The sequence below is a fragment of the Luteolibacter sp. LG18 genome (assembly GCF_036322585.1).
Lineage (GTDB): Bacteria > Verrucomicrobiota > Verrucomicrobiia > Verrucomicrobiales > Akkermansiaceae > Luteolibacter.
The window spans coordinates 2083163-2095445 of sequence record NZ_AP024600.1 but is presented as its reverse complement, the minus strand read 5'-3'; the positions used below and the strand labels follow the sequence as shown (position 1 = coordinate 2095445).

The 12283-nt window shown below is 65.0% G+C and carries 10 protein-coding genes; 6 read left to right on the top strand and 4 right to left on the bottom strand.

Annotation, left to right across the window (positions count from 1 at the left end; all coding sequences use genetic code 11):
* From llg_RS08765 to llg_RS08740, 6 genes are read left to right on the top strand one after another with little or no spacing between them, the layout of a single operon-like run.
* Positions 1–150: a hypothetical protein gene (locus llg_RS08765; RefSeq protein WP_338289411.1), complete on the top strand. Its 150-nt coding sequence runs from the start codon at positions 1–3 to the stop codon at positions 148–150.
* A gap of 9 nt (positions 151–159) precedes the next feature.
* Entirely contained in the window at positions 160–372 is a 213-nt protein-coding gene (locus llg_RS08760) for a DUF350 domain-containing protein (protein WP_338289409.1), read from the top strand.
* Between the two features lie 7 nt (positions 373–379).
* Complete coding sequence (locus llg_RS08755) at positions 380–1909, top strand: polyamine aminopropyltransferase (RefSeq protein ID WP_338289407.1); 1530 nt, start codon at positions 380–382, stop codon at positions 1907–1909.
* The gene (locus llg_RS08750; RefSeq protein ID WP_338289405.1) at positions 1902–3425 is read left to right on the top strand and encodes an FAD-dependent oxidoreductase; all 1524 of its coding nucleotides are present in this window, start codon (positions 1902–1904) and stop codon (positions 3423–3425) included. The genes llg_RS08755 and llg_RS08750 overlap by 8 nt, the downstream gene beginning before the upstream one ends.
* Positions 3426–3456: 31 nt before the next feature.
* The gene (gene speD, locus llg_RS08745) at positions 3457–3840 is read left to right on the top strand and encodes an adenosylmethionine decarboxylase (RefSeq protein ID WP_338289403.1); all 384 of its coding nucleotides are present in this window, start codon (positions 3457–3459) and stop codon (positions 3838–3840) included.
* Positions 3841–3887: 47 nt separating this feature from the next.
* Positions 3888–4799: a ThuA domain-containing protein gene (locus llg_RS08740; protein WP_338289402.1), complete on the top strand. Its 912-nt coding sequence runs from the start codon at positions 3888–3890 to the stop codon at positions 4797–4799.
* Positions 4800–4862: 63 nt separating this feature from the next.
* Here llg_RS08740 and llg_RS08735 read toward each other — a convergent pair whose 3' ends face one another.
* From llg_RS08735 to llg_RS08720, 4 genes are all read right to left on the bottom strand, one after another.
* A complete protein-coding gene (locus llg_RS08735; protein ID WP_338289401.1) occupies positions 4863–5342 on the bottom strand; it encodes a hypothetical protein in 480 nt (159 codons plus the stop codon).
* A gap of 32 nt (positions 5343–5374) precedes the next feature.
* Positions 5375–6670: a dicarboxylate/amino acid:cation symporter gene (locus llg_RS08730; protein ID WP_338289400.1), complete on the bottom strand. Its 1296-nt coding sequence runs from the start codon at positions 6668–6670 to the stop codon at positions 5375–5377.
* Between the two features lie 80 nt (positions 6671–6750).
* The gene (locus llg_RS08725) at positions 6751–7617 is read right to left on the bottom strand and encodes an AraC family transcriptional regulator (RefSeq protein ID WP_338289399.1); all 867 of its coding nucleotides are present in this window, start codon (positions 7615–7617) and stop codon (positions 6751–6753) included.
* 194 nt (positions 7618–7811) lie between these two features.
* Positions 7812–12077 carry an autotransporter-associated beta strand repeat-containing protein gene (locus llg_RS08720; RefSeq protein WP_338289398.1) on the bottom strand — a complete coding sequence of 1422 codons (4266 nt, stop codon included), beginning with the start codon at positions 12075–12077 and terminating at the stop codon, positions 7812–7814.
* Positions 12078–12283 lie beyond the last annotated feature (206 nt).

The window sequence follows — 12283 nt, the reverse complement described above, 5'->3', positions numbered from 1 at the left end:
ATGAAACACCTCGTCTACCTCGCCTGGTCGGCGGCCGCCGCCGGTTACCTCTTCGTCGCCAATTCCCGCGGCTGGAGCCTCGTCCACACGATGTCCCCCGCCCGCCTGTTTTCCTCGTCCGGACATGGTTCCGGCTTCCACCACAAATAATCGCCCGCCATGGACCTCATCAACCTGAAGGACGTCGTCGCCTCCCTGCTCTACTCGATCATCGGCATCATCATCTTCTGCCTGTCCTTCATCATCGTGGACAAGCTCACCCCGTATGATCTCTGGAAGGAGCTGATCGAGCAGAAGAATCTCTCGCTCGCCATCGTCGTCGCCGGCGTGGGCCTGGGGATCTGCATCATCATCGCCGCGGCGATCCATTGAGCCGCCCATGGATTCGCGCGGCATGCGCCTGCTGCTGCTGGCGTCGGTGTTCACCATCGCCACCTGCGGGCTGATCTACGAGCTGATCGCCGGCACGCTGGCGTCCTACCTGCTGGGCGACTCGGTCACGCAGTTCTCGACGGTGATCGGCGTCTATCTCTTCGCCATGGGCGTGGGCTCGTGGCTGTCGAAGTTCGTGAAGGAGAAGGTGCTCGCCACCTTCATCCGGGTGGAGTTCCTGATCGGGTTGATCGGGGGATTTTCAGCGCTGCTGTTGTTCGCGCTGTTCGACCAGGTGGCGTCGTTCCGGGTGTTGCTCTACGGGCTGGTGTTTCTCACCGGAGCGCTGGTCGGGCTGGAGATCCCGCTGCTGCTGCGCCTGCTGAAGGACCAGTTGAAGTTCGAGGATCTGGTGTCGCGGGTACTGTCGCTCGACTACATCGGCGCGCTGGCCGCCTCGCTGTTGTTCCCGCTGGTGCTGGTGCCGAAGCTCGGGCTGGTGCGCTCGTCGTTCTTGTTCGGCCTGCTCAACGCGGGCGTCGGGCTGCTGGCGCTGCATTTCCTGCGCTCCAGCCTGGAGCGCCAGCGGATGCTGTGGCTCGGCGGCATTCTCTCGGTGCTGTTGCTCGCCGCGGGTTTCGCCGGGGCCGACCGCTGGCAGGCGTGGGCCGAACGCTCCGCCTACAACGAGAACATCATCTTCGCGCACAGCAGCCCGTACCAGCGGTTGATCCTCACCCGCCATCGCGACGACCTGCGGCTCTACCTGAACGGCAACCTCCAGTTCAGCTCCCGCGACGAATACCGCTACCATGAAACGCTGGTGCATCCGGTGCTGTCCCGGATCGAGAAGCCGAAACAGGTGCTGGTGCTCGGTGGCGGCGATGGTCTGGCAGCGCGGGAGATCCTGCGCTACCCGGCGGTGGAGAGCATCACGCTGGTGGACCTCGACGCGGAGATGACCCGGCTGTTTTCCCGACAGCCGGTGCTCACCGCGCTCAATGCCGGGTCGCTCACTTCGCCAAAACTCCACGTCGAAAACGCCGACGCATTCACCTGGCTGGAGACCGCCGCTAAGCGTGGATTGAAATTCGATGCCGCGATCATCGACTTCCCAGACCCCTCGAACTTCTCGATCGGCAAGCTCTACTCGACCGCATTCTACGAGAAGCTCCGTAACGTGCTCTCGCCCTCCGCGCTGATCTCGATCCAATGCACCTCGCCTCTAGCCGCGCGGAAGTCGTTCTGGTGCGTGGATGAAACGCTGCGCGCCTGCGGCTACGGCACCGCACCCTACCACGTTTATGTGCCGTCGTTCGGCGAATGGGGGTTCATCCTCGCCTCTCCGGAACCGGCGACGCTGGCGGATGGCGCGCCGCACGCGCTGCCGGAGGGCCTGCGCTATCTCACGCCGGACACGCTGGTGCAGTGCTTCCGGTTTCCGCCGGACATGTCGGTGGTGCCCGCGGGCGTGAACCGCCTGAACAACCAGGTCCTGGTCCGCCACTTCGAGGAGGAATGGGGGCGCTATGAATAACCGCTTCAGCCGCCGCGCGTTTCTCGCCGGATCGCTTGCGCTCGGCGCGTGCGGCCGGAGTTCCCGGACAAGTGGAGGGAATGGATGGACCGGCGGCATCGTCGGCGCATCGCACCAGACCGGTCACCTGCTCCGACAGGCGATGACCGGACCGCCGGTGCAGGCCGAAACCGCGGACGTGATCGTCGCCGGCGGCGGCATGTCCGGCTTGATCGCCGCGCTGCGGTTGAAGCAAGCGGGGCGCCGCGTGAAGGTAATCGAGCTGGATGCCAACATCGGCGGCAATGCCACCAGCGGCCGCAATACCACCTCCGCCTACCCTTGGGGCGCCCACTACGTGCCGGTGCCATCCGCGGACATGACCGACGTCTGCACGCTGCTCGCGGAGCTCGGCCTTGGCCGCCCCGGCGCGTGGAAGGAGGAAACCTTCTGCCACGATCCCTCCGAGCGGTTGTGGATCCGCGGCCATTGGCAGGACGGCATCGTGCCATCGTATGGGATCTCCCCGGATGATCGCCAGCAGATCGAACGCTTCTTCGCCCTGATGGAGACCTACAAGTCCCGCCGTGGCAGCGACGGCAAGCGCGCCTTCGCCATTCCGGTGGAACACAGCTCGCGCGATCCCGAGTTCACCGCGTTCGATGGCATCACCATGGCGGAGTGGTTGAAGCGCGAGGACTTCACCAGCAGCGAACTGCTGTGGCACATCGACTACGGCTGCCGCGACGACTACGGGGCGGGCATCGCACTGGTTTCCGCGTGGGCGGGCATCCACTATTTCGCTGCGCGGGATTCGCAGGAGCTTTTCACCTGGCCGGAGGGCAATGGCTGGATCGTGAACCGCCTGCGGGAACAACTCGACGGCGACATTCTAACAGGCCACCTCGTCACCCGGCTCACGCCGGACGGCCGGGTCGAAGCCATCGAGGCCGCCACCGGCACACGCCGCGCTTGGCAAGCGAAGGATATCGTCTGCGCCGCCCCGCGCTTCATCGCGAAACACCTCATCCCGGAACTCGCCTCCTCCCCTGTCCCCGACTATTCCCCGTGGATGGTGGCGAACCTCACCCTCCGCCAACCGCTCTCGGAAACCTGGGACAATGTCCTCCGCGACAGCCCGGCGCTCGGCTACGTGGTGGCCACCCACCAGAGCCTCTACCCGGCGCAGGGCCCCACCGTCATCACCTACTACCAGCCGCTCGATCACCTGTCGCCCGCCGAGGCCCGCAAAGAGGCGCTGGAAACCTCCTACGCCGACTGGTGCGAGGGAATCCTCGATGACCTCGAGCGCCCCCACCCGGAGATCCGCGACCACCTCACCCACCTCGATGTCTGGCTGTGGGGCCACGCCATGGCCCGCCCCCTCCCCGGCGTGATCCACGGCGAAGCCCGTGCCCGGATGCGCGATCCGCTCGGCCGGATCCGTTTCGCCCACAGCGACATGAGCGGGCTGTCCATCTTCGAGGAAGCCTGCCACTGGGGAAACGAGGCCGCCCGCGGGATTCTGGCTGTCTGAAATCCCAAATCTGATAGTTGAAACTTCTCCCATGACCCTCGCCTGGCACACCCTGATCGACTTCCACGAGTGCGACCTCGCCCGCCTCACCGATGGCGACGGCCTGCGCACGGCCATGCTGGAGGCCATCGCCACCGCCGGAGGCACCTACGTGACGGACATTTTCCACCAGTTCAGCCCCCACGGTCTGAGCGGGGTGGTGGTGATCGCGGAGAGCCACGTGGCCATCCACACCTGGCCGGAGCACCGCTTCGCCGCCGTGGACATTTTCTCGTGCAGCCCCGCGCTCGATCAGGAGGTCATCATTGCCCGCCTCGGCGAGTGGCTGGAGGCGGAGGGCCGCCGGGTCGATCCCCGGGAGCGAGGCCTGCATGCCCACCGCACCGTTTCAGAATACGGCCAAAAAGTCGGGTAATATTTCGCCAATTGCCACGTAATCCTTCCTCCATACCAGTTCCATTCATGCACCTGAGAAACTCCCTGCTCGCCATCGCCGGCGCGGTCACCGCGCTGCTCCCCTTCGCCACCGTGGCGAAGGCCGAGGACGCCAAGAAGAAGATCGTCTTCGTCGCCGGTCGTCCCAGCCATCCTCCCGGTGAGCACGAACACCGCGCGGGCTGCATGCTGCTGGCCGACCAGCTCAACAAAAGCGGCCTGCCGGTCGAGGCGAAGGTCGTGGACAACGGCTGGCCGCAGGACGCCTCCGTCTTCGACGGAGCCTCCGCGATCGTCATCTACTCGGACGGCGGTGGCGGTCACCCGGCCATCAAGCAGCTCGAAGCCCTCAAGACCTTCGCCAAGTCCGGCGTCGGCATCGGCTGCATCCACTACGCCGTGGAAATCCCGAAGGGCGAGCCCGGCAACACGTTCCTCGACCTCCTCGGCGGCTACTTCGAGAGCGACTGGTCGGTGAACCCGCACTGGAACGCCTCCTACACCCTGCCGAAGCACGCCGTCACCCGCGGCATCAACAACTTCAGCATGCTCGACGAGTGGTACTACCACATGCGCTTCCGCGACAAGATGGCGGGCGTGACCCCGATCCTCACCGCCCTGCCCGGTCCGGACACGCTCACCCGCAAGGACGGCCCGCACGAAGGCAACCCGGAAGTCCGTGCCGCCGTGCTGGAGCGCAAGGAGCCGCAGCACATGATGTGGGTCTATGAGCGCCCGGACGCCGTGGGCAAGGGCCGCTCCTTCGGCTTCACCGGCGGCCACTTCCACAAGAACTGGCAGAACGACGACTTCCGCCGCGTGGTGCTGAACTCCATCGTCTGGATCTCCGGCCTCGAGGTCCCGGCCAAGGGCGTGCCCTCCAAGACCCCGACCGACGCCGAAATGCAGGCCAACCTCGACCCGAAGGGGAAGAAGTAAGCGCCCCTTTACACCATTCTGAAACCATGACGGCCGGGAGGAATCCCGGCCGTTTTGTTGCGATCATTCCTCGTCACCCGGGAGGGAATCTCGACCGACGGCATTCCGGAATGCCTCCTCTCCCAGCGCCTCGCCGAAACCCACGATCGCGGGCAAGGGGCAAGTGATCTCCCGAGGTTTCGGGATGCCATGCTTGTCGAGAACCTCCAGGCATTTCAGGAGGAATCGTGACGGGTGATCGGTGGCAGCACCATAGAGATCCACGATGCCGATCTCGGTGGCACATTCGATCAACCGGTGAAAGTCGTCTCCCAATTCCGTGGGAATGATCCCAAGCACCTCTTGTGGAGGCGCATCCCCTCTTCCCGTGATCGCGAGTCTCGCGCCGGCAATATCCCATGCCGGGAGATCCGGGGCACGCAGGAGCTCCACATGATGATACACCAGCTCGTCGATGAACCGATGACCAAAACGGTGGTGTCGGCAAAATGCCGCCACGCAGAGCCCGCCCCAAAACTGAAACACCCGTATGCTCGGCTCCATGTGGCCACATCCTGTTTCCACGCCCATCCCTTTCAAGACGGCTCTGCATCCAAGTCCCCGGCATTTTCAGCCACTCCGCCATCCAGCACCCGGGCCATCTGGTCCTTGTCCAAATCCCCGGTCCATCCCGCCACCACCACGGTCGCCACGCCGTTGCCGATGATGTTCGTCAGCGCGCGGGCTTCGGACATGAAGCGGTCGATCCCCAGGATCAGCGCCAGCCCTTCCACCGGCATGTGGCCGACCGCCGAAATGGACGCCGCCAGCACGATGAAGCCAGCGCCGGTCACTCCCGCGGCACCTTTCGAAGTCAGCAGCAGCACACCCAGCAGCGTGAGCTGGTGGGTGAGGTCCATCGGGGTGTTCGTCGCCTGGGCGATGAACACGGCCGCCATCGTCATGTAGATGGAAGTACCATCCAGGTTGAAGGAATAGCCGGTGGGGATCACCAGCCCCACCACGGACTTCTTCGCGCCGAGGTTCTCCATCTTCGCGATCATCCGCGGCAGCGCGGATTCGGAGGACGAGGTGCCCAGCACGATGAGCAGCTCCTCGCGGATGTAGCGAAGGAACTTCCAGATCGAGAAGCCATGCGTCCGGGCGATCAGGCCGAGCACCACGAAAATGAACAGCAGGCAGGTGGCGTAGAACGAGCCCATCAGCTTGCCCAGCGACAGCAGCGTGCCGACCCCGCTCTTGCCCACCGTGAAGGCCATCGCGCCGAAGGCCCCGATCGGAGCCAGCTTCATGATCATGCCGACGATGCCGAAAAGCACCTGCGAGGTCTTGTCGATGAGCTGATAGACCAGCGTTTCCCGCCCGCCCAGCCGGTGCAGGGCGAAGCCGAACAGGAGGGCGATCAGCAGCACCTGCAGGACCTCGCCCTTGGCAAAGGCGTCGAAGATCGTGTTCGGGATGACATTGAGGATGAAGTCCGTGGTGTTCAGCATCTTCCCCGGCCCGATGTAGGCTTCCAGCCCATCGGTCTTGAGAGTGGCGACGTTCACGTTCATCCCCTCCCCCGGCCGGACGACGTTCACCACCACCAGCCCAAGGATGAGCGCCACGGTGCTGACGATCTCGAAGTAGAGCAGCGCCAGCCCGCCGGTCTTCCCGACCTTCTTCATGTCCTCCATCCCGGCGATCCCGGTCACCACGGTGCAGAAGATCACCGGCGCGATGATCATCTTGATCAGCTTGATGAAGCCGTCCCCCACCGGTTTCATCGCCATCCCCTTCTCGGGATTGAAATGCCCCAGCAGCACGCCAATCGCGATCGCCGCGAGGACCTGGAAATAGAGCGAACGATAGAGCGGTTTCCGCACCATGGGGCGGACTATGCCGATCCGCCTCCCGGCGCACAACACCCCGTTTCAAGGAAAGGGCTCCAACCGAACGGCGGTGGCCGCTATTCCACGGATTTCCGATGACGGTCTCGAAACGCCGACGGAGTCACCCCGGTGATGTTGAGGAAGTGCCGGTTGAAGTTCGACAGGTTGTTATACCCGGCCGCGAAGGCAGCCTCGGTGATCGACTGGTCACCCCGCGTGATCCTGGCGCAGACCTTCGCCACGCGGATCTCGTTCACATAGCGCTTGAAGGAGCACCCGGCATTCATCTTGAACCAGCGGCAGAACGAACTCGGATTCATCTTCATCCGGTCGGCGGCTTCCTGCTGTGTGATCCCGCCCCGCAGGTTGGCGGCCACCCACGCCAGCAGATCTTCCAAAAGGGGGTTCCGGCGCGTCCCGTTTCCCGCCCCCTGCGCGTTCAAGGGATAGCATTCCAAATCCGTCATCCGTGAGAAGATGCCGAGCAGTTCGGACAATGAGGCCAAAGTCGCGGAATCGGTTTTCGTAAGCGCTTCCATCCTGCCGCCGATTTGTGCCACCCCGCGGCCGCTGAAGCGCGCGCCCCCTCCGGCCTTCTCACAGAGCCTGCGGAAGGCCTGGATTTCGGTGAGTTCCCAGAACGTGGTTCCCCACGCCTGCGGCAGGAAATGCAGCACCGTGCAGCGGGGCTTCTGCCCGGCGTTCCAATGCCAGACATGCGCGAGTCCTCCCGGAATGATCACCAGGTCCCCCGCGGTGAATTTCTCCACGGAGTCCCCGATACAGCGGATGCCGGATCCCCTCTGGATGAACACGATCTCCCATTCCCGGTGATAGTGCGACGCGGACCACTGGCCGGGCCCATGGTGGCTGCGGGCGATGAAGCTCCGGATCTGGATGGTGGGATTCACCTGGGGAACCGGCGGCTCTCCGGCGGGAAGCATGGAACCCCGCTCAGGCAAATCGGCAGCCGGAGCACAGGCCATGAAAGGCGCATCGGCGCACGAGATTGCATCTTCCATGAATACGATGGGGATCGATCCACACACTCAACCTCTCCAGAGCCATCTCTCGAAACACGGTTCACCAACGGGAAGCACGCGCCAGCCTTCCGGCTGGCGCGTGATGTCCACGGCCATTACGGCTTGGTTCCGCGCAGGCGACCGAAGAGCTTGCCGCCGACGGCGCTGCTGCGGGGGATGGTGACGACGACGGTATCAGGGGCGGCACCGTTTTCGGTGACCGTGACCTGTCCCGCCGAGGTCGCCCCGACGGCGACATTCGACCAGCCGGCGAGGTCCGATCCATATTGGAAGGTCAGGGTGATCTCGATTTCCGATTCATCCGCCCGGTGGAAGGTGAAGATGAAATCGGTGGGAGTCACGGTCTGCGTCGGAAGGATGGAGCGGTCGGAGGTGAGGGGCTCGCCTCCGAGGGTGAACTCAAGGAGGTTGGAGATCCCGTCGCCATCCGGATCCTGGGTCGGGCCATTGTTCGCCGCAGTGAGTCCCTTGGAAGCCGCCCAACTGTCGTAGCCCGATCCCACGATGAGCACGAGGCTGTTGCCCGACACCACGACGGTGCCGGTAATGCCACTGAGGTTGACAGTGGTGGGGGTGCCGGTGATGCCGCCATTGGCGGTGACCAGGGTGTAGGTGCCATCCGCGGGAGTAGCCCCGGCGGTGAGGTCCAGGATATTGCCGGCGGTGAGGGTCAAGGCACCGCTGATGACGCGGGTGACCTGCGCGCCGGAGGTGGCGGCGACGGAGATCGCCTGGTGGGCACCACTGGCGACGGTCACCGCTCCCCCGAGATTGCCCGCGCCCGCGAGGGTGGCCCCGCTGGCGACGGTGACAGCGCCGGTGACGGCAGAGGAGTTTCCGGTGATCGCGAGGGTGCCGGCGTTCACGGCGGTGGCGCCGGTGTAGGTGTTGGTACCGGAGAGGGTCCAGGTGCCAGCGCCGTTCTTGATGACGCCGTTGGTGCCGGCGGTGCCATTGGAGATGACACCGCTGACGGTGTTCGCCCCGGTGGATGCGCCCTGGAGGACGAGGGAGCGGGTCTGGTCACTGGTGATGTTCCCCGCCAGGGTCAGCGAGCCCGCGTCCGATTGGAAGGCCGGGTTGCCCCCGCCGGAGGTCATGGTGACGACGCCATCGATCTTGTTGGCGCCGGAAACGTTCTGGACCGCGCACGGGGTGATGCCGGTGCCGTCATTGCTCAGGGTGTAGGTGACAGTGGCGGGAATCTCGATGCCGCCTTCCAACTGGAGGTATCCGTTCCGGGACACCCCGCTGACGGCGCTGGCACCCAGCGCGCCGTTGCTCCTCACGTTGAGGGCCCCCGCGCTCAACGTGGTGACTCCGGTGTAGCTGTTCGTGCCCGTGAGGATGAGGGTGCCGGTGCCGAGCTTCTGCAGGCCCAGGGGGCCGACGCCACCATTGGCCAGGGTGCCATTGAAGGTCTCGGTGCCGGTGGTGTTGACGAGCAGCCAACGGACCACGGCGGCACCGTTGGTGATGGTGCCGGTGCCCGAAAGTCCGGTCGCGGTGAAATCCCCGCCGACGGCATCACCGGTGCGGTTGATCTGCAGGGTGCCGGAGGGCACCGCCAGGGCGCCACCGAGCACACTGCCTGCCGCGCCCCCACCATTGCCAGACACGACCAGCGTACCGGGCCCCTCTTTCACCAGGCCCTGGGTGGTGGATTTCACCTCGCCGATGGCCAGGGTGTTCGCCACCACCGTGATGGTGCGGGAGCCGGTACCGCCGAGGGTCACCGCGCCGGAGCCGAGGCTAAGGCTGTGGGTACCGGTGAAGGCCATGTCGACGTTCCACGAGATGGGGCGGGACGAAGAGAGCGAGACATCGGCCGCGCTGCTGTTGTCCAGCGAGCCGCCGTTCAGCACTAGGGCCGTGGTGCCCAAGCCGAGAGCTCCGGCGCTGTTCAGATTGAGCAGGCCGTTTTCCAGGTCGACCCCGCCGGTGAAGGTGCTGTCACCGGAAAGGGTGAGGGCGTTTCCGCCCAGCTTGGTGAGGCTGCCGGTGCCGGTGATGGGATTGGCGTAGACGGCGGACAAGTCGGGATTGAGCACCAGGCTGCCGGCATTCGCGATCGAGGAGCTGCTGGCGAGGGAGCCGGTTTCGATGATCTCCACGGTCCCCGCGTTGATGGTGGTGGTGCCGGTGAAGGTTTGCGGGGTGGCGATGGTCAATTTCGCGTTGCCGTTCTTGACGAGGGACCCGCTGGCGATGCCGAAGCCGCCGGCACTGAAGAGGGTGTAGTTGTTCGTGCCGGTGTTCGAGAACACGACCGAGCCCGCGGTGATGTTTTCGACGAGATTCACCAGGTGGTTCGCAGCGGTGTCATCGAAGGACACCGAGCTGCCGGTGGTAAACTCCGCGGCGATCCCGCCGAGGGTCCAGTTCATGGAACCGCCCACCGCGGTGGTGGTCCAATCCGAGCTTTGAAGACCGGTCCAAATCAGGCTGGCGCTGGTGATGCGGAGCACGATGGCAGTGCCGGTGTTGATCAGCGCGGCGGTCTGGCCCGGGGCGAGCCCGGAAACGGTGCCAAGGGTGAAGTGGGAAGCATCCGCGGCCGAGCTGTAGCTGGAGAACTGGATGAGGGTGTAGTCCGTGCCATTCGACCAGGTGGTGGAGGAGTTCGAGACGTTCACGGTCACAGGGGCCGCGGCATTCGTCTCAAGGGTCGTGGTCTGGAGGTATTCATCCGGGGAGGCTCCGGCCACGCGCAGGTTCAGGGTGGCGGCTCCCTGGAAGGTGAGGGTGCCGAAGGTCAGCACGCCGGTGGCACCGGATCCCGCGGCGAGGGTGTTGCCAGAGGAGTTGGCGACGGTGAGGGAGCTGATGGTGCCGATGCCATCGAGCCCGCCCTGGGTGAGGGTGACCGGCGCGGAGACCGAGGCGGCGGAGGCGAGGACGAGTTTCGCGCCACTGCCATTGATCGAGACCCCGGTGGTGGAGTTGATCGGATTGGCATTGTTCAACGTGAGCGTGCCACCGGTGATGGAGGTCGCCCCGGCAAAGGTGTTCGCCGCGGAGAGCGTGAGGCTGCCCGCGCCCGCCTTGGTGAAGCCGCCGTTCGAAATGACACCGGAGATGGTGGAATCGACTCCGGTGGAGGCGTCCGCCACGGTGATCACGCGGGTGCTGCCGCCCAGATTGATCGCGCCGCTGAGATTGAGCGCGTTGTTCGGAACCGTGATGTCATCGAGGGTGAAGTCCCCGCCCACGGCCACGCTGTTCGCGAGGGTCCTGCTGCCATTGCGCGCGACGAGCGAACCGCCGTTGATGGTGAGGGTGCCGGGTCCCGCGGCGGTGGCACCGCCGAAGTGCAGGGGGCCGGACTGGAGGGTCAGGCCGCCGCTGAAGGTGTTCGCGGCATCCAGGCGCAGGATCCCATTGCCGGTCTTCACCAGGGCGTTGGCGGTGGTGCCATTGGCGATGACGCTGGGCACGGTGAAGGTCCCGCCGCCATTGGCGGTGATGGTCCGGGAGGTGCCGGCAGTGGTGCCCAGGGTGACGGCACCCGTTCCCAGGTTCAGGCTGTTGTTCGCGGTACCATCGACGGTGCCGAAGGCGAAATCCCCGTTCCAGGTCTGCGGATTGTTGCTGGTGAGGGTGAGGGCCGCGCCGCTGGTGTTGTCGAGCGTGCCACCCTGGACGAGCAGCGCCATGTTCGTATTGAAGAGGGCCGTGGCGTTGTTCAGGTTGAGCTTGCCAGCCTTCATGGTGAAGGTGCTACCCGCGACCGTCGCGGCGTTCGCCGCCGCCAGGGTCAACTGCGTGGCCCCATCCTTGGTCAGATTCACGGCGAAGGCTCCGGTCTGCTGGAAAATTTGGTTGAAGGTCCAGCCACCGGCACCCGCACCGGTGAAGGTGATGTTGCGGGTGCCGCTGCCGCCGAGAATTCCCGCGACGTTGGTATCCGCGGCGTAGACCACCGCGTTGGCGGAATCATTGGTCCAGGTGAAGGACTCGGTGGTGCTGCTGCCGGCACCGCAGATCATGCGGGCATTCGTTCCGAACGTGATCGCACCCGCGCCGCTCGAAACGGTGAAGGTTCCCCCGTTGGCCAAGCGGGTGTAGAACGAGGTGGTCGAGCCGGAGAAGGACAGGGCGTTCGCCTGATTCACATTGAAGGCCGCCAGCCCCGAGCCGGTGCCGCTCCCGCCGAGCGTGGAGGTCATCACCAGATCGGTGGTGGCGCTGTCGAAACCGGTGAACTCGATGGTGTCACCCGCCACCGGGAGCGTGTCCGCGGACCAGTTCGCCGCCGTTCCCATGTTCACGCCGGCGCCATTGGTGCCAGCCACCGTGGCTCCGCCGTCCCAGGTGCGGGTGGCGGCGTGGACCAAGGGGGCCGTGGTCACGAAGGTCATGGCAACAGCAAGGAGGGAGCCGCGTCCAGGGAGGAACAAGGGGGTCTTCTTCGGTTTCATGGGTAATGCGATCGATGAGGAGGGGGGCGGCAATGGATGCCCCCTACTCACATGGGCGATGTTCCCGCCGACGACCCGACACGTTTTTTCGCCTGGAACGAAAAATTTCATGAAATTATCCAAGCCCCCTCACGGCTCTCCATGAT

Coding starts and splice junctions, on each gene's coding strand:
- llg_RS08765 (WP_338289411.1), top strand. CDS start 1: ATGAAACACCTCGTCTACCTCGCCTGGTCGGCGGCCGCCGCCGGTTAC.
- llg_RS08760 (WP_338289409.1), top strand. CDS start 160: ATGGACCTCATCAACCTGAAGGACGTCGTCGCCTCCCTGCTCTACTCG.
- llg_RS08755 (WP_338289407.1), top strand. CDS start 380: ATGGATTCGCGCGGCATGCGCCTGCTGCTGCTGGCGTCGGTGTTCACC.
- llg_RS08750 (WP_338289405.1), top strand. CDS start 1,902: ATGAATAACCGCTTCAGCCGCCGCGCGTTTCTCGCCGGATCGCTTGCG.
- speD (WP_338289403.1), top strand. CDS start 3,457: ATGACCCTCGCCTGGCACACCCTGATCGACTTCCACGAGTGCGACCTC.
- llg_RS08740 (WP_338289402.1), top strand. CDS start 3,888: ATGCACCTGAGAAACTCCCTGCTCGCCATCGCCGGCGCGGTCACCGCG.
- llg_RS08735 (WP_338289401.1), bottom strand. CDS start 5,342: ATGGAGCCGAGCATACGGGTGTTTCAGTTTTGGGGCGGGCTCTGCGTG.
- llg_RS08730 (WP_338289400.1), bottom strand. CDS start 6,670: ATGGTGCGGAAACCGCTCTATCGTTCGCTCTATTTCCAGGTCCTCGCG.
- llg_RS08725 (WP_338289399.1), bottom strand. CDS start 7,617: ATGCTTCCCGCCGGAGAGCCGCCGGTTCCCCAGGTGAATCCCACCATC.
- llg_RS08720 (WP_338289398.1), bottom strand. CDS start 12,077: ATGACCTTCGTGACCACGGCCCCCTTGGTCCACGCCGCCACCCGCACC.